Source organism: Acrocarpospora catenulata (assembly GCF_018476525.1).
Lineage (GTDB): Bacteria > Actinomycetota > Actinomycetes > Streptosporangiales > Streptosporangiaceae > Acrocarpospora > Acrocarpospora catenulata.
The window spans coordinates 21,002-37,666 of sequence record NZ_JAHCST010000009.1 but is presented as its reverse complement, the minus strand read 5'-3'; the positions used below and the strand labels follow the sequence as shown (position 1 = coordinate 37,666).

The 16,665-nt window shown below is 68.2% G+C and carries 12 protein-coding genes; 5 read left to right on the top strand and 7 right to left on the bottom strand.

What is annotated here, in order from left to right; translation table 11 throughout:
• Positions 1–6 precede the first annotated feature (6 nt).
• The 5 genes from KIP79_RS46820 to KIP79_RS11385 form a co-directional block, all read right to left on the bottom strand.
• Positions 7–1,290, bottom strand: coding sequence for a CE1 family esterase (locus KIP79_RS46820; protein ID WP_250213066.1), 1,284 nt, complete (start codon positions 1,288–1,290; stop codon positions 7–9).
• Between the two features lie 24 nt (positions 1,291–1,314).
• On the bottom strand, positions 1,315–3,147 hold the full coding sequence (locus KIP79_RS11400; RefSeq protein ID WP_308169673.1) for a family 43 glycosylhydrolase: 1,833 nt from the start codon (positions 3,145–3,147) through the stop codon (positions 1,315–1,317).
• A 103-nt stretch (positions 3,148–3,250) separates the two neighbouring features.
• Positions 3,251–4,723, bottom strand: a complete 1,473-nt coding sequence (locus KIP79_RS46815) for a glycoside hydrolase family 10 protein (protein WP_250213065.1) — start codon at positions 4,721–4,723, stop codon at positions 3,251–3,253.
• A gap of 19 nt (positions 4,724–4,742) precedes the next feature.
• A complete protein-coding gene (locus KIP79_RS11390) occupies positions 4,743–6,824 on the bottom strand; it encodes a family 43 glycosylhydrolase (protein WP_214104707.1) in 2,082 nt (693 codons plus the stop codon).
• Complete coding sequence (locus tag KIP79_RS11385; RefSeq protein WP_308169672.1) at positions 6,821–8,206, bottom strand: glycoside hydrolase family 43 protein; 1,386 nt, start codon at positions 8,204–8,206, stop codon at positions 6,821–6,823. Before KIP79_RS11385 ends, KIP79_RS11390 begins: the two co-directional genes overlap by 4 nt.
• 533 nt (positions 8,207–8,739) lie before the next feature.
• Here KIP79_RS11385 and KIP79_RS11380 point away from each other — a divergent pair.
• Complete coding sequence (locus KIP79_RS11380) at positions 8,740–9,774, top strand: LacI family DNA-binding transcriptional regulator (RefSeq protein WP_214104706.1); 1,035 nt, start codon at positions 8,740–8,742, stop codon at positions 9,772–9,774.
• Between the two features lie 35 nt (positions 9,775–9,809).
• Here KIP79_RS11380 and KIP79_RS11375 read toward each other — a convergent pair whose 3' ends face one another.
• Positions 9,810–10,685 (bottom strand): aldo/keto reductase family oxidoreductase, encoded by an 876-nt coding sequence (locus KIP79_RS11375; protein ID WP_214104705.1) that lies wholly within the window; start codon positions 10,683–10,685, stop codon positions 9,810–9,812.
• A gap of 129 nt (positions 10,686–10,814) precedes the next feature.
• On the opposite strand from KIP79_RS11375, the gene KIP79_RS11370 reads away from it, so the two are divergent.
• On the top strand, positions 10,815–11,258 hold the full coding sequence (locus tag KIP79_RS11370; RefSeq protein ID WP_214104704.1) for a winged helix-turn-helix transcriptional regulator: 444 nt from the start codon (positions 10,815–10,817) through the stop codon (positions 11,256–11,258).
• 45 nt (positions 11,259–11,303) lie between these two features.
• Here the strand turns inward: KIP79_RS11370 and KIP79_RS11365 are convergent, their stop codons facing one another.
• Complete coding sequence (locus tag KIP79_RS11365) at positions 11,304–12,329, bottom strand: LacI family DNA-binding transcriptional regulator (RefSeq protein ID WP_214104703.1); 1,026 nt, start codon at positions 12,327–12,329, stop codon at positions 11,304–11,306.
• A 316-nt stretch (positions 12,330–12,645) separates the two neighbouring features.
• Between KIP79_RS11365 and KIP79_RS11360 the strand changes: the two genes are divergently transcribed.
• From KIP79_RS11360 to KIP79_RS11350, 3 genes are read left to right on the top strand one after another with little or no spacing between them, the layout of a single operon-like run.
• Positions 12,646–14,847 (top strand): alpha-galactosidase, encoded by a 2,202-nt coding sequence (locus KIP79_RS11360; RefSeq protein WP_308169671.1) that lies wholly within the window; start codon positions 12,646–12,648, stop codon positions 14,845–14,847.
• A 5-nt stretch (positions 14,848–14,852) separates the two neighbouring features.
• Positions 14,853–15,746 (top strand): carbohydrate ABC transporter permease, encoded by an 894-nt coding sequence (locus tag KIP79_RS11355; protein WP_214104702.1) that lies wholly within the window; start codon positions 14,853–14,855, stop codon positions 15,744–15,746.
• 10 nt (positions 15,747–15,756) lie between these two features.
• Positions 15,757–16,647, top strand: coding sequence for a carbohydrate ABC transporter permease (locus KIP79_RS11350; RefSeq protein WP_214104701.1), 891 nt, complete (start codon positions 15,757–15,759; stop codon positions 16,645–16,647).
• The last annotated feature ends 18 nt before the right edge of the window (positions 16,648–16,665 follow it).

The window sequence follows — 16,665 nt, the reverse complement described above, 5'->3', positions numbered from 1 at the left end:
TTGTGGTCACGGACTTGTGCAGGTGGCCGCCGGGGTGGCCGGTGTGCCGCTGCCGAGGAAGCCGAAGGTCGTGCTCGCGTTGGCGGCGAGTGAGCCGTTGTAGGTCTCGTTGCGGACCGTCACGTTGGCCCCGGATCCGGAGGAGACGCCTGACCAGATCTGGGTGATGCTCTGCGCGCCGGGCCAGGTCCACCTGACGGTCCAGCCGGTGATCGCGGTGTTGCCCGCGCGCACGGTGACCTCCCCCTGGAACCCGCCCTGCCAGGAATTCGTCACCCGGAGTGTCGCCGCGCACGCCCCCGTGACCGGTCCCGACGGCGACGGCGACGGGCTCGGTGAAGGGCTCGGGGAAGGGCTCGGGGAGGGACTGGGCGACGGGCTGGAGTCGAACTGGGTGAAGAATCGCCACGTCTCTCCGGGGAGCCAGGTACGGGAACCGCTGTCGCCGGGCGCCCCGTCCTGCGGGGCGGCGATGTGGCCTTCGTCGAAGGCGGCCCAGACGACCGGGCGGCCGGCCGCGCAGCCCGAGTAGGTGGTGACCCGGTGCGTCAGGCTGCCCTGGCTGGGCTCGGGCGGGTTCTGGGCGGCGCAGCCGTTGTTGCGGACGAACGTGTCGCGCATCGATCGTCCGCCGGAGATGTTCAGCACGCTGTCCCTGAGGCCGTGCGCCGCGAAGTAGGCGATCGGCTGGGTGCCGCCGCTGCATCCGCTCAGCCGTCCGCCGGAGTAGACCGCCACCGCGCGGAAGACGGTGGGCCTCGCGCAGGCGAGCGCGAAGCTCATGGCGGCGCCGTAGCTGAAGCCGAGCGCGAAGCGCTGCGTCGTCTCGACGCACAGGTCCGACTCGATCCGCCGGATCATGTCGTCGACGAAGGTCACGTCCTCGCCGCCGCTGTTGGCCCAGCCGTTGTTGAGACCCTGGGGCGCGACGAAGATGGTGCTCTCGCCGGCCAGTCTCAGCAGGCCGTAGTAGGCCCAGACGTCCCGTTGCACGGTCTGGCCGCTGGCGACGTCGGTGGCGGTGCCGCCCAGCCAGTGGAAGCCGAAGACCAGCCGGTACGGTCGCCGGTTGTCGTAGTTGCCGGGAATCCTCAGGATGAAGCTGCGGTTCTTGCCGCTGCTCTGGATCGTGTTGGTGCCGTTGGCGAGTGTCGGCGTCCTGCCGCATCCGGCGGTCGCCGCCAGGGCGCCGCTCGCGCTCCGGGCGTGGCCCATCGCCGCGGGAGCCATGGACAGGACGAGCAGCGTTGCGGCCGCGATGGCGGTGAGCAGGGGTCTGTGGCCTGGCATCGCGTAACTCCTTTCTGCCGGGGGTTATTGGAAGGAGGCGTCGTCGATGTAGAGGCCGTCGGTGCCGGTGGCCGTCTCGACGTAGAAGGAGGCGTTGGTCAGCGTCCCGGTCCAGGACACGGTGGTGGTGCCGGTCAGCTGGGTCCAGCCGCCGGTGTTCACCGTCCGGGCCGGGGTGAGCTGGAAGTAGTTGGTGGTGCCGTTGGCCGTGACGGCCAGGGTCGCCTTCGCGCTGGGGGTGCCGCTCTGTGACCGCACCCAGACGCTCGTGGTGTAGCTCCTGCCGTTGGTGAGGCTCGAGGTCACGTTCTGGTTGGGGCCGTTCCACGCCGCGGTGCGCCCGGAGTTGAGCAGGGACCGGCTGCCTGCGTAGGCGAGGTTCGTGGCGGACGACAGGGTGCTGCCACCGGACGCCGTCCAGCCGGTCGTGCCGTTCTCCATGCCGCCGTTGGTCAGCAGGTTCCCGCCGCTGCTCCCGCCCTGGGCGAACTGCCACCAGTTGAAGTTGAGCAGGTAGCCGCTGCCGCCGGCGAAACGGAGGTAGAGGTCCCGTGTGCCGGTCGCGCCGTTGACGGGGCAGGTGACCGTGGTCCACGACTGCCAGCCGCCGGTGCCCGGCACACTGCACGTGCCGGCCAGCGTGCCGGTCGGGCCGCCCAGCCGGACTTCGATGGTGCCGCCGCCCGATCCCGAGGCCACCCGGGCGGTGAAGGACGAGGCCCCGGTGCCGAAGGCGACACCCTTGACCTTGAGGTAGTCCCCGTTCTCGATGAAGCCGACGTTCATGCCGCCTTCGCTTGCGGGTTCGGTCTCGACGCCCTGCGCCCAGGCGCTCGTCTCGGCCTCCTGGCGGACGAACGGGTTCAGCGTTCCCACCTGGGGTGGCCCGGCGGTGGTCATGTTGATGGTGGGGATGGTGCCGTCGGCGTTGTAGGTGAACTTCTCCACGGCGACCGACCTGGTGAAACCGCCTCCGCCCGGGAGGGCGCCGTTGTGGTAGAAGAAGTAGGACCCGCCGTTGAAGTCGACGACCCCGGCGTGGTTGGTGAAGCTGCCGCCCTGCCGGGGCATGATCGTTCCCCGGTACGTCCACGGCCCGGTGGCGCTGGGAGCCGTCGAGTAGGCGATGAACTCCGAGCAGCACTCCGCGGCGAACACGTTGTAGTAGAGGCCGTTGCGCTTGTAGACCCAGGGCGCTTCCTCGTACAGGGTCGGACGGCTGGCGTTGCCGGTGCGCGTGCCGTAGCCCGCCGTGGTGAGGGGGATCTGGGTCGGGCTGCCCGAGTAGGAGATCATGTCGGTGTTCAGCCGTACGTACCAGAGGCGGGGGTTGCCCCAGTACAGGTAGGCCTGGCCGTTGTCGTCGATGAAGACGTTGGGGTCGATCTCGCCGTTGTTGACCAGCGGGCGGCCGATGGCGTCACGGAACGGCCCGGTCGGGCTGTCGCCGACCGCGACCCCGATGGCCATCGAACCCGAGGCACGGTCCCGTACCGGCACGTACCAGTAGAAGCGGCCGTTGCGGGAGGCGACGTGACCGGCCCAGGCGTTGGCGTCGGCCCAGGCGAAGGTGGACAGGCTCATGGGCGAGCCGTGGTCGGTCCAGTTGGCCATGTCCGCGGATGAGTAGACGTGCCAGTCCCGCATGGTGAAGTAGGTCGAGCCGTCCTCGTCGTGCCCGGTGTAGAGGTAGACGCGGCCGTTGTGGACGAGCGGCGCCGGGTCGGCGGTGTAGATGGTCTGGACGATCGGGTTGTCCGCCCTGGCCGGGGACGGGAACAGCAGGGCCGGAAGAAGCAGGATCACGGACCAGGCGACCAGGGCTTTCCTTCTGGCCGTGAGGAGTGCGGGTCTCACCTGTTGACTCCCTCAGGGGGTTGATGGGGGGCGCTTGTGGCTCCGGGACGCGACGGGCCGGCGGGTCCGCCGCGTCCGGGACCGGTTCAGCGGGTGTGCCGCGTCACCCGACGCGGACGAGCTGCCACTGCTGGTTGTTGCCGTTCCAGTCGGCGTACTGGACGATGTTGCCGCCGTCGGCGGTGGAGGCGCCCTGGACCTCCAGCGCCTTGCTGCTGTTGCGGTTGATCAGGCGGAGGTAGCCGCCGGAGTCGGCCAGGCGCCACTGCTGGTTGGTGCCGTTGAGGTCGGTCCACTGGACGACGGAGGCGCCGTCGGCCGTGGAGAAGTTGTAGACGTCCAGGACCTTGCCGGACAGCCGCGACTTCAGCCGGTACCAGCCGCTTCCCGAGCTGACGAACTGCCACTGCTGGTTGTTGCCGTTGTTGCGGGTCCACTGGGTGATGCGGGCGCCGTCGGCGGTGGAGAGGTTGTAGACGTCCAGGGCCTTGCCGCTGTTGCGGTTGAGCAGGACGTACCAGGCGTTGGTGTCGACCGGGCCCGAGGTCGGGGTGGGGGTCGGGTTGGTGGAGCCGCCGTTGAGGGCGTTGAGTACCGAGGTGTAGGCGGCCTTCTTGTTGCCGGAGGCGTCGAACAGCAGGGGGTTCTCCCCGGTTCGCCAGGAGTCGCTGTCGCGGATGCCCCACACCGTGATGCCGGTGCACCGGGCGACCGCCAGGCAGGCCCGGGTCACCGTGGCGTAGTTGTTGGCCTGGTTGGAGCCGGCGATGTCGAGTTCGGTGATCTGCACGTCGACGCCGAGGTCGGCGAACCGCTGGAGGTTGGCCTGGTAGTCGCCGGGCACCGAGTTGCCCAGGTGGGACTGGAAGCCCACGCAGTCGATCGGCACGCCCCGCGACCTGAAGTCGCGCACCATGTTGTAGATACCGGTGCTCTTGGCGTTGATCCCGTCGGTGTTGTAGTCGTTGTAGCAGAGTTTGGCGCCCGGGTCGGCCGCGCGGGCGGCCCGGAATGCGGCCTCGATCCAGTCGTTGCCGGTGCGCTGGAGGCTCGAGTCCCGCCGCCCGCCGCTGCCGCCGTCGGCGAACGCCTCGTTGACCACGTCCCAGGAGTGGATCTTGCCGCGGAAGTTGGTGGCGACCTGGGTGACGTGGTTGATCATCGCGCTGCGCAGCGTCGAACCCGACAGGCTCTGGGCCCAGCCGGGCATCTGTGAGTGCCAGAGCAGGGTGTGGCCGCGGACCTTCATGCCTTGGCCGAGCGCGTGGTTCACGATGCGGTTGGCGTTGGTGTAGGTGAAGGTGCCCCGGGACGGTTCGGTGGCGTCCCACTTCATCTCGTTCTCGGCCGTCACCGAGTTGAACTCGCGGTTCAGGATGTTCACGTACGTCGAGTCGCCGAGCTTCCCTGCCGCGATGGCGGCGCCGAAGTAGCGCCCGCCCCTTTCGGCCGCCGATGCGCCGAGCGTGGTGGCCGCGCTCGCCGGAGCGGACAGGGCCACCGACGCGCCGGCGGCCAGCAGGGTGGCGGTCAGCAGGGACAGCAGTCTGGTCAGCCGACCTGGGCCGGACTTCATGAGCATGCCTTTCTGTCGGTTACGGGGTGGTGAGGTCGAAGCGGCGTACCGTGACCGCGCCACCGAGGGCCTGGGTGGCGTAGTTGAAGATCCCGAAGCGGTAGCCCATGAAGAACTGCCAGGCGTTGTTCAACGTGAAGGCCGGGCCGAGGCTGGTGAAGTTGACGCCGTCGGTGCTGTAGGAGAAGCGCGCCTGCCTGCCGGAACCCGGCCGGATGTCGGCGTTGGCCCGCAGCCAGATCCGGCCGCCGGAGACCGCCGCGCTCGCCGCCTCGGAACCGGTCGAGGTGGTCTGCCAGCTGCTGTTCATGGTGAGGTTGTTGGTCATCACCACCCGGGTCGCGCCGTTGTCGCGCCGCACCCCGATCCACGCCGACGAGTCACGCAGCATGGCGAGCCCGGCCCGGTCGCCGTTGGCCATCGCGGAGTAGTCGAGCTCGATCGTCGCGGTGGACGACGGGCCCTGGATGCGGTGGGTGAGCGTGTTGCGGGCGTTGTAGAGGTCACCGGTGACGGTCGCGGTCTGGAGGCGCAGGCCGCTGCCGGTCGACCACCTGGTGTTGTCGGGGTTGTGGTTCCACTCCCACCGGTGGCCGAGCGTGCCCGAGGTGAAGGTGTCAGGGCCGATCATCGACTGCACGGTGCGGTTGGTCTGGATGTTCGGCTTCGGGTAGTTGACGCCCCAGCCACCGTTCACCGTCTGCACGGTCGGCCAGTTGTCGGTCCAGGTGATCGGCGCGAGCGCGGGCACCCGGCCGCCGGGGAAGGCGTCGACGAAGGACATGTAGTACCAGTCGCCGTTCTGCGTCTGCACCAGCCCGCCCTGGTGGGGGACCCCGCCGCCGGAGATCGGGCCCGGCATGTTCAGCAGGACCTGGCGCATCTCGTACGGGCCGAACGGGCTGGTGGAGCGGAGCACGTACTGGCCGTTGGCGGGGCGGGTCAGCCAGATGTAGTAGTAGCCGTTGCGCTTGTAGAAGCGGGAGCCCTCCAACGTGCCGACGCTGGAGGGGGTCTGGAACACCTGCTGGGCGCGTACCTGGCTCAGGCCGTCGGCCGACAGCTGGGCGACGCTGATCGTCCCGTTGCCGTAGGCGACGTACATGGTGTCGTTGTCGTCGATGAGCAGGCCGGCGTCGTAGTAGCAGTTGTTGATCTGCGAGCGCTTGGTCCAGGTGCCGTCCACCGCCGAGGCGGTGTAGACGTAGGTGCGGTTGAACTCGATGCAGCCGAGCCAGTAGTAGGTGCTGTTGCTGCGCCGGTAGTTCAGCGTGGAGGCCCAGATGCCCTTCACGTACGCCCGGCCGCCGCTCAGGTCGTAGGCGCTGGAGTTGAAGTCGAGCCGGGGGACCGAGTGGCCCGCGTACTCCCAGTTGACCAGGTCGTAGGAGCGCAGGATCGGCGCGCCGGGGGAGTAGTGCATTGTGGAGGCCGAGTAGTAGTAGGCGTCGCCGACCCGGATGATGTCGCCGTCGGCGAAGTCCTGCCAAACGACCGGGTTGGTGTAGTTGCCGCCCGGTGTCGGGGTGGGTGTCGGGGACGGGTTGCCGCTGCCGACCTGGACGAGCTGCCACTGCTGGTTGGTGCCGCCCCAGTCGGCGTACTGGACGATGTTGGCGTTGTCGGCGGTGGAGGCGTTCTGCACCTCCAGCGCCTTGCTGCTGTTGCGGTTGATGAAGCGGACATAGCCGTCCGCCGAGTCGGCCAGGCGCCACTGCTGGTTGGTGCCGTTGCCGTCCGCCCACTGCACGATGGAGCCGCCGTCGGCGGTGGAGAAGTTGTAGACGTCCAGGACCTTGCCGGAGTGGCGGGACTTGATCCAGTAGTAGCCGCCGCCGGAGTCGACGAACTGCCACTGCTGGTTGTTGCCGTTGTTGCGGGTCCACTGGGTGATCCGGCCGCCGTCGGCGGTGGACAGGTTGTAGACGTCCAGGGCCTTGCCGCTGTTGCGGTTGACCAGGACGTACCAGGCGTTGGTGTCCACGGTCGCCGCGGTCGCCGGGGGAGTGGCGAGCGTGAGCAGCGTGCCGGTGAGCACGGCCGCGATGATGGCGGCAAGCGAGGCGCGCAGGCGTCTTGTTAGCGATAACAATTTGGTCATGAGGTCACCCGGAAGGTCGCGTCTTGACGGTCGGTGGCGCTTGACGAGGAGCTGATCGGGTCGATGCGCAGCACGTAGCCCTGGTGCCGCAGGTGGTAGGTCGGGAAGTTGTAGGACCGGAACGACGACCAGCCGCCGTCGGCCAGCCCGGCCACCCGGTAGAAGGTGGCGTCGGCGCGGAAGGTCGAGGAGCCGTCGCTGGGGTCCAGGCGGATCGCGTAGTTGTTGTGCCGCAGGTAGTTGCCCGGCAGACTCACCGACTCGAACGACACCGCGTTGGCGTCCGCCAGGCCCGGCACCATGCGCCACAACTGCTCGCGGTAGGGGTCGAACGGGTAGGGGTCGATGCGCCCGATCCGGTTGGCGTGCCGGACGAAGTAATCGGGGAAGTTGTAGGACTTCAGCCGCACCCAGTTCGGCAGCCCCCAGCGCGCGACCATCGCGTTGTACTCGGCGTCGGTGATCCCGGCGATCGAGCCGTGCTTGGCGTTCAGCGGCGGGGTGTAGTCGCGCTGGTTCACCGCCGTCCACGCGCTCGCGCCGATGTTGCCGGAGGACCACAGGTAGTAGTCGTTGTTGACCGGGCTGAAGGAGTCACCCCACAGGCGCCAGCCGCCCTCGTTGGTCTTCTGGAGCAGCGGCGCCTCGATGGCGTTGCCCATCCGGATGCCGCCGGTGTAGGTGGTGAAGCTGTTGGGCTGGCCGGTGGCGGAGCGGGCGCCGTAGAGGTTCCCGTCGTTGAGGTTCTTGTAGTAGAGGTACGTGGTGTTGCCGTCGACCACGATGTCGCCGTCCAGCACGTTGAAGCTGGGGCTGAAGAAGGTCTGCTGCGCGCCGACCGACTGGAAGTCGGAGGTGTAGTTGACCGCCAGGATGTCCCGGCCGCCTGTGTTGAACGAGTAGACGATGCCGTACTGGCCGCGTGAGGTGTCGCGGAAGACCGTCGGGGCCCAGGTGTGGCCGCTGGTGGTGTGCATGCGCAGGCGGCGGTAGCCGGTGAAGTCGGTCAGGTTGACCGAGTCCCAGACGTGCAGGTACTGGCTGGTGGTGCCGAAGTTGAGGCCCTTCAGGTCGGTCGCGATGACCACGAAGGTGCCGTCGAGCTTGCGGAAGATCTGCGGGTCGCGCAGGCCCTGCTGGCCGGCGGTGGGGGTGACGACGGGGTTGTTCTGGTTGAGGGGCGTCCAGTTCAGGCCGTCGCGGCTGACCGCCAGATGCAGACCGTAGTCGGCGCCGGTCTGGTTCGGGGACTCGGTGAAGTACGTGAAGACGTAGGCGGTATTGGCCGCCCACGCCGCGCGGGGGAGACCGACCAAACCGGTGGTCGCCAGCGCGGCCGACGTCAGGGCGGCCTTGCCGAACTGCCTTCGGCTCAGGGACACGCGTGTTCCTTTCTCTGGGGGGAATGGGTCCCCGGTCTCCCCGTCTGCCTGACGGCGGGACCGGGGATGTGCGGCTGGTCATGCTGGCCACGAAATTGTTATCGTTAACATTCGGGACGGCAGAGCTTCGTGGCCTGCTCCCGTGGGGGCGTGTCGCGGAGTACATCCGACTGTCCGATCCAGCGTCAACGAGTCGCGACCCTCGCTGACCTCGGCATTGCTACCGGCACATTTCCCGGCCTGGACATTCGTCCGCAGGAAGATCGCGTCGCACTGTCGGCAGCTGTGAAAGTTTCACAGAAGTTACCAGTTGGAAATCCATAGGATTCGGACCAGATTTAAGTAATTTTCGCAGCCACGAGGTGGCAGTGCCCCCGTGCTCCTGGTGGCGCGAGCTGAAAATTTCGATCCAGATTCCGACATTTTCGGAAAGCATTCGGCTTTTAGTGTCTGCCCGGCAGTGCTTGCGATAGGGAAGAACTGCGACAACGGTCATGATCAGCGACCGAAAGGCGTTCGGGTACACTCCCGACATGACCTCGACCGAACAATCCCCCACCGGTGACTCGGCACCACTGACCCTCAACCAGATCGCCGAGCTCGCCGGTGTCTCCGCCGCCACCGTCTCCAAGGTCGTCAATGGCCGCGCGGAGGTCGGTCCGGAGACCCGCGCCCTGGTCGAGGGACTCATCGCGGAACACGGCTACCGCAGGCGGCGCCGTCGCATCAAGGCAGCCAGGCACATCGAGGTCGTCTTCCACGAACTGGCCGGCGACTACCCGACGGAAATCGTCAAGGGCGTACAGCGGGTCGCCTGGACGCACGGCCTGAGTGTGGTGACCTCCGAGCTCGGGGGCCGGCACACGCCCCGGCAGAGATGGATCGAGGACGTGCTCAGCCGTCGCCCCACCGGCGTGATCACGGCCTTTTCGGCCCCCTCAGACGAGCAGCGGGTGCAACTGGCCACCTTGGGGGTCCCTCTGGTGGTACTGGACCCCGCCGGGAATCCGGGGCTCGGCGTGCCTTCGGTGGGAGCCACGAACTGGAGCGGTGGGCTGGAGGCCACCCGTCACCTGCTCGAACTGGGGCACCGTCGCATCGCGATGATCACGGGCCCGGCATACGCGCTCTCCAGCCGGGCCCGCCTTGACGGCTACCGCGCCGCCCTCGACGCCGCGGGTGTGCCGGTCGACCCCGACCTGATCTACCAGGGGGAGTTCCAGATCGAGGACGGCGTGGTCTACACCCGCCGGCTGATGGCACTGCCGGAGCCGCCTACCGCGATTTTCACCGCCAACGACGGCCAGGCCATCGGGGTCTACCACGCGGCCCGCGAGCTACGGTTACGCATCCCCGACGACCTGAGCGTGATCGGCTTCGACGACATGCCGAGCAGTCACTGGATCCTCCCGCCGCTCACCACCATCCGCCAGCCGTTGACCGAGATGGGCGCCACGGCCGCCGAAATGCTGATCAGCCTGGCCACCGGGGAGCATCTCCACCAGAAGCGGGTGGAACTGGGCACCGACCTCGTAGTCCGCGAGAGCACCGCCGCGCTGCTGAAGTAGCCGGAACATCCCGTCGGGCCGCCGGTGCCGGCCGCTCAGCCATGGCCGATCTTGTCCAGCTCGGTGAGTTCCTCATCGGAGAATGAGAGGCCCGCGCCGGCGACGTTCTCGCGCAGGTGCGCCACCGACGAGGTGCCAGGAATGAGCAGGATGTTCGGCGACCGATGCAGCAACCAGGCCAGGGCGACAGACATCGGCGTCGCGTCCAACCGGGCGGCCACCGTCGAGAGCGCCGAGGACTGGAGTGGGCTGAAGCCGCCGAGCGGGAAGAACGGCACGTAGGCGATGCCCTGCTCAGCGAGGTCGTCGATCAGTTCGTCGTCTTGCCGGTAGGCGAGGTTGTACATGTTCTGCACGCACACGATCGGCGCGATAGCCAGTGCCTCGGCGACCTGTTCCGCCGTCGCGTTGCTCACACCGAGGTGCCGGATCAGCCCCTGCCGCTGGAGTTCGACGAGCATCTCGAACGGCTCGGCAAGCGAGCCGGGCTGGGGTCCCTGGGCGTCGCCGAGCCGGAGATTGACCAGGTCGAGCACCTCGAGGCCGAGGGCTTCAAGGTTCTCGTGAACGGAGCGGCGCACGTCTTCGGGCCGTCGGGCCGGGGGCCAGCCGCCCCGCTGGTCACGGGTCGCGCCGACCTTGGTCACGAGGTGCAGCGATTCGGGGTATGGGTGCAGCGCTTCACGGATCAGCTGGTTGGTGACGCGCGGTCCGTAGGCGTCGCTGGTGTCGATATGGGTGATTCCGAGGTCGACGACCTCGCGAAGGACGGCGAGTGCGCCGTCATGGTCGGCCGGCGGACCCATCACCCCGGGGCCAGCGAGTTGCATGGCACCGTAGCCGAACCGGGTGACGGTCAGGTCGCCCAGGGTCCAGGTACCGCCGGGAAGCGAAGTGGGGAACGTGCTCATACCTCTGCCTTTACGTGTTGAGCTGGGTGGTTTCCAACGGCGCCTTGCTTCAGTATGGGTAGGTAACTTCCTGGCAGGAAGCAGGTACTCCGAAGTGCGTAAGACACCCACGGGTTAGGGGAGCGGTCAATGGCAACGACGACGGCGGCTCAGAAGAGGGCACAGGTCAAGGCGGAATACGACGCTTTCGTGGCGGCGTGTCCAAGCCGCAAGCTGCTCGACCGGATCTCCAACAAGTGGGTCACGCTGATCCTGGCCGCGCTTGGCAGCGGCGGCTCGCATCAGCAGGGCGAAGGCTGCGTGGGTGAACCGCGGTCGATGCGCTACTCGGAGCTGTCCCGCCTGCTGGCCGGCGTCAGCCAGAAGATGCTCACGCAGACGCTGCGCTCCTTGGAGCGTGACGGTCTCCTCACACGCACCGTGACGCCGACCGTGCCCGTCACGGTCTCTTACGAGCTGACCGACCTAGGTCTCTCCCTGCACCACATGATGCGCGGCCTCAAGACCTGGGCCGAGACACACATGGACGACGTGCTCGCCAACCGCGAGACGTACGACACCCGCGTCACCTGAACCAGGAGCGGAGGGCCTCTATGAAGGGATTTGCCAAAAGCGTCTTCAGGCGCTTCCGCCCTGGAATATCTCGGTGGGGATCAGAATTCCGGGGTGACCGGTGGGCCCGCCGTCGATTTCGGCCTGGCAGCGGTCGATCAGTTCGCTCGCGACCTTCTCCAGGGGTATCCGGACGCTGGTGATGGTCGGCTCGGAGATAAGTCCCATCGCGCCACCGTCGAATCCGGTGACCGCGATGTCCTGGCCCACGCGCAGGCCCAGATAATGGCAGACGTTGACCACGACCGCGGCGATGGAGTCGCTGCTGGTGACGATCGCGTCAGGCCGATGCGGTTGGCTGAGAATGCGGCGTACATGCTCGCGGATCGCGTTGTCGGAACCCTGGAAGACATCTTCGTCAGTCGAATTCAGCCCGTGCTGTCCGAGGCCCCGCTTGAAACCCTGGAGCCGTTCCCGCTTCCAGTACTCCTCGCCTTCGGCCCCGATATAGCTGAACCGGCGGTATCCCTTGCCGACCAGGTGGTCCATCAGCATGGCCATTCCATCGGCATTGTCGATGTCGACCCACTGCTGGGGCAGGTCGGGGGCAAGGCGGCCGAAGGACACGAAGGGTAGCTTGCTCTGCGCGAGCAGCCGGACGCGCGGGTCGTCCACCTGCGATTCCGAGACGATCAGCGCGTCGACGTTTCCCCGGGCGATCAGTTCGGTGAACACCGGCAAGGGGTCGTCGGTGTGCGTGAACACCAGAATCTGGTATCCGTGCCGCGCCGCCGCCTTTATCAACGCCTGGAGAAAACTGAGGGTGAAGCCCTTGACCGTTTCCAGTTCCTCGCCGGACATGTGGTAGCCGATTTGCATGCTGCGCCGGGAGCGCAAAGTCTGGGCGGCGCGGTTCGGCTGGTAGGAAAGCGTTTCCATCGCGGCCGTCACGCGCGCCTGCGTCTGCGTTGAGAAGTAATCCTTGCGCCCGTTCAGCACATTGGACACCGTCTGCCGGGAAACGCCGGCGAGTTTCGCGACATCGTCGATGCTGGGGCGGCGAGTTGAGCGACGATCGTTCGCGCCTGCCATTTTCCCCCGATTGGCTGTGTCTGACATTCGCACCACTCATGTGTTGCAGTCGCCGAGCCTCAACGCCTCCGGACTCTAGCACGCATCATGCGCCCGGAGCGCCGCGCAGACCGGGGGTGAAGCGCTCCGCGAGAGCGCTGGTGACATCTTGACGTAACGCTGGCGACATGTAAGTCTCAGCCCAGCATTGAACGTTACATGTGAGCGTGCTCACTACCCACCACCCCCCATCGAGACCCCCATCGAGACATCGCCGGCCGGGCCCCTGAGCTCGGCAGATGACGCACGGCCTCATTCCGACGAGAAGGACGTAAGTGTGGCAATCGTGGAGACCATCGCCGACGCCGGCGACCCGCACTCGGGTGCGGGCGACGGCGTCGCGGCCCGGCCGGACGAGCGCGGGGTCGACGGCTTCGTCCACCTCCAGGCGTCCGGAGTCGGTCTGGTGCTCGACTGCCGCGGCATCCGGCTGCCACGGGTGCTGCACTGGGGACGCGCCTTGCCGCACGCGACCGAGGCGGACCTGACGGCGCTGGCGCTGGCCTCACTGCCGGCGACGGTGCCGAACTCGCTGGACACCCCGGCCTCGGTGGCGATGGTGCCGGAGCTGGCGACCGGCTGGTTCGGCCTGCCGGGCCTGCTGGGGCACCGCGACGGCCGGCACTGGTCACCGCTGTTCGAGACCGAGCACGTCGGCCTGCGCAACCGCGGCGGGGGCGAGGGCGGCGAGGTCGTGGTCCTGGCCTCGGACCACGACTGCGGGTTATCCCTGGAGCTCCGCCTCGACCTGACGCCCGGCGGCGTGCTCCGCATGCGCGCCGCGCTGCGCAACACCGCCGCCGAGTGGTACACGCTCGACGGCCTGGTGATGGCCCTGCCGGTGCCGACCGAGGCGACCGAACTGCTCGACTTCACCGGCCGCTGGAGCCGGGAACGCGCCCCGCAACGGCGCGCCTTCTCGGCCAGCGCCCACGTCCGCGACGGCCGGCGCGGGCGCACCGGCTCGGACGCCGCGTTCATCCTCGTCGCCGGCGAGCAGGGCTTCGGCTTCCGGTCCGGCCAGGTGTGGGGCGTGCACGTCGGCTGGAGCGGCAACCACCGCACCTACGCCGAGCGGCTGCCCACCGGCGAGTCCGTCATCGGCGGCGGCGAACTCCTGCGGAGCGGCGAGATCCGGCTCGCGCCCGGCGCCTCCTACGAGACCCCGTGGATCTACGCCGTGCACGGCGACGGCCTGGACGAGATGGCCGGCCGCTTCCACCACCAGCTGCGCGGCACGCGGAGCGGACGGGACAGGCCGCGACCGGTGGTCGTCAACACCTGGGAGGCCGTCTACTTCGACCACGACCTGGGCCGGCTCAAGGCGCTGGTCGACGCGGCCGCCGAGGTCGGGGCCGAGCGGTTCGTGCTCGACGACGGCTGGTTCCGCGGTCGCCGCGACGACCGGGCCGGTCTCGGCGACTGGTTCGTCGACGAGATCCGCTGGCCGGACGGGCTGCACCCGCTGGTCGAGCACGTACGGGCCCAGGGCATGGACTTCGGCCTGTGGGTCGAGCCCGAGATGGTCAACCCCGACTCGGACCTGGCCCGCGCGCACCCCGACTGGATCATGGCGTCCGTCGGCCGGCAGCCCCCGCCGGTCCGTCACCAGCAGGCGCTCGACCTGCGCCGCCCGGAGGCGTACCGGTACATCCTGGAGCGGCTGGACGCGCTGGTGACCGAGTACCGGATCGCCTTCCTGAAGTGGGACCACAACCGCGACCTCATCGACGCCGACGTGCACGGGCAGACCACCGCCGTCTACCGCCTGATGGACGAGCTGCGGGCGCGCCACCCCGCGCTGGAGATCGAGTCGTGCTCGTCGGGCGGGGCCAGGGTGGATCTCGGCATTCTCCAGCGTACCGACCGCGTCTGGGCCAGCGACTGCATCGACGGCGTGGAACGGCAGGCGATCCAGCGGTGGACGGGACTGCTCCTGCCGCCGGAGCTGATCGGCTCGCACGTGGGGTCGGCGCGCTCGCACACCACCGGGCGGACGCAGAGCCTGGCGCTGCGGGCCGGCACGGCGTTGTTCGGCCACTTCGGCATCGAATGGGACCTGACCGCGGCCACCGGCGCCGAACGCGCCGAGCTGCGCCGGTGGGTGCGGCTCTACAAGCGGATGCGCGGCTGGCTGCACCGCGGCCACGTGGTGCGGGCCGACCATCCCGACCCGGCGCTGTGGGTGCACGGAATCGTGTCCGCCGACCACGACCAGGCACTGTTCGCGGTGGTGGCGATGACCACCGGCGCCCGCACCCAGCCCGGGCGGGTCCGCCTCCCCGGACTCGACCCGCACCAGCGCTACCGCGTGCATCCGCTGGCCCCTGGCGACAGTCCGGGCACCACCGCGGTGGCCCCGAACCCGTGGCTGGCCGAGGGCGTCGTGGTCACCGGCCAGGTGCTGGCGGAGGTCGGCCTGTCCGCCCCGCCGCTCCACCCCGAACAGCTGCTCCTGCTGCACATCACAAAGGCCTGACCGTCATGAGGACCAGCACAGAACATCGGCGCCGGGCGGGCGACCTGCCCGTCGCGATGGTCTTCCTCCTGCCCGCGGCGGTCGGCTTCGCCGTCTTCTACCTGTGGCCGACGCTGCGGACCATGTACCTCAGCCTCACCGACTACAGCCTGCTCGCGCCGCCGGAATGGGTCGGCGCCGGCAACTACGAGCGCCTGTTGGGCGACCGCCTGTTCTGGAACTCGCTCAAGGTCACGGTCGAGTACGTCGTCATCAACATCGGGGTGCAGACGGTCGTCGCCCTCGGCATGGCCGTGCTCATGCACCGGCTGACCCGCTCCGGGCTGATCCGGGGCGTGCTGCTGCTGCCGTACCTGGTGGCCAACGTGGTGGTCGCCCTGATCTGGTACACGATGCTGGACGCCCAGCTCGGCATCGTGAACCAGGCGCTGGAGTGGATCGGCCTGGACCCGGTGGCCTTCTTCGGCGAGACGAGCACGGCCATCCCCACCATCGCGCTGGTCAACGTCTGGCGGCACATGGGCTACACCGCGCTGCTGATCTTCGCCGGCCTGCAGGCCATCCCGAAGACCGTGTACGAGGCGGCGGCGACCGACGGCGCCTCCGAGGCGAGGATGTTCTGGCGGATCACCCTGCCGCTGTTACGGCCGGCCCTGGCGCTGGTGCTGGTCCTGACCATCATCGGATCGTTCCAGATCTTCGACACGGTGGCGGTCACCACCAAGGGCGGGCCGATCAACGCCACCCGGGTGATCTACTACTACATCTACGAGCAGGCGTTCCAGCGCTTCAACTTCGGTTACGCCGCCGCCGTCTGCGTCGCCCTCTTCGCGATTCTCGCCACCCTCGCGCTCCTCCAGCTCAAGCTGCTGCGCGCCGGCGACTCGGACCTGGACTGAGAGGGAGGCCATGAACCCCGCACCGAGACGGCTGAGCTGGCAGCGGATGGCGGCCTGGGCGATCCTCGTGCTGTTCGTCCTGATCACGCTGCTGCCGTTCTACTGGATGCTGCGCATCTCGCTGTCCAACAACCGGACGCTCTTCGCGAACGCGGGCTCGCTGCTGCCGACCGACTTCACCTTCGGCGCGTTCAAGCGGGTCCTGGGGATCGCGACGCTGGCGGAGGCCACCGCGGAGGGCGGCTCCGGCGCGAACATCAACTTCTGGCGGTACCTGGCGAACTCGGTGGCCACCTCGGCCGTCATCACCGTCTGCCAGGTGTTCTTCAGCGCCATGGCCGCGTACGCGTTCGCCCGGCTGCGCTGGCCGGGACGGGAGAAGGTCTTCTTCGTCTTCCTGACCGCGCTGATGGTCCCGCCGATCTTCACCGCGCTGCCCAACTTCGTGACCGTCAAGCAGCTCGGGCTGCTCAACACCTACGCGGGGATCGTGCTGCCGTACCTGTTCATGACGCCGTTCGCGGTGTTCTTCCTCCGGCAGTTCTTCCTCAACATCAGCAGGGAGGTGGAGGAGGCGGCGATCGTGGACGGCGCGGGACACGCGCACATCTTCTTCCGGCTGATCGTGCCGATGAGTTCGGCGCCGATCGCCACCATCTCCCTGCTGGTCTACATCGGAGCCTGGAACGAGTACTTCTGGCCCCTGCTGGTGGGGCAGGAGGACGAGGTCCGAGTGCTCACCGTGGCCCTGGGCATCTTCCGCGCCCAGACGCCGCAGGCCGGGCCGGACTGGTCCGGGCTCATGGCCGCGACGCTCCTGGCCGCGTTACCGGTCATCGCGCTCTTCACCATTTTCGGACGATGGATAGTCAACTCCATCCAGTTCTCCGGGATCAAATGATCCCTCCCCGAACCACTC

What these genes read in the sequence shown, in the direction of transcription:
- KIP79_RS46820 (WP_250213066.1), bottom strand. Translation starts at nt 1,290, where the DNA reads ATGCCAGGCCACAGACCCCTGCTCACCGCCATCGCGGCCGCAACGCTG.
- KIP79_RS46815 (WP_250213065.1), bottom strand. Translation starts at nt 4,723, where the DNA reads ATGAAGTCCGGCCCAGGTCGGCTGACCAGACTGCTGTCCCTGCTGACC.
- KIP79_RS11390 (WP_214104707.1), bottom strand. Translation starts at nt 6,824, where the DNA reads ATGACCAAATTGTTATCGCTAACAAGACGCCTGCGCGCCTCGCTTGCC.
- KIP79_RS11380 (WP_214104706.1), top strand. Translation starts at nt 8,740, where the DNA reads ATGACCTCGACCGAACAATCCCCCACCGGTGACTCGGCACCACTGACC.
- KIP79_RS11375 (WP_214104705.1), bottom strand. Translation starts at nt 10,685, where the DNA reads ATGAGCACGTTCCCCACTTCGCTTCCCGGCGGTACCTGGACCCTGGGC.
- KIP79_RS11370 (WP_214104704.1), top strand. Translation starts at nt 10,815, where the DNA reads ATGGCAACGACGACGGCGGCTCAGAAGAGGGCACAGGTCAAGGCGGAA.
- KIP79_RS11365 (WP_214104703.1), bottom strand. Translation starts at nt 12,329, where the DNA reads ATGGCAGGCGCGAACGATCGTCGCTCAACTCGCCGCCCCAGCATCGAC.
- KIP79_RS11355 (WP_214104702.1), top strand. Translation starts at nt 14,853, where the DNA reads ATGAGGACCAGCACAGAACATCGGCGCCGGGCGGGCGACCTGCCCGTC.
- KIP79_RS11350 (WP_214104701.1), top strand. Translation starts at nt 15,757, where the DNA reads ATGAACCCCGCACCGAGACGGCTGAGCTGGCAGCGGATGGCGGCCTGG.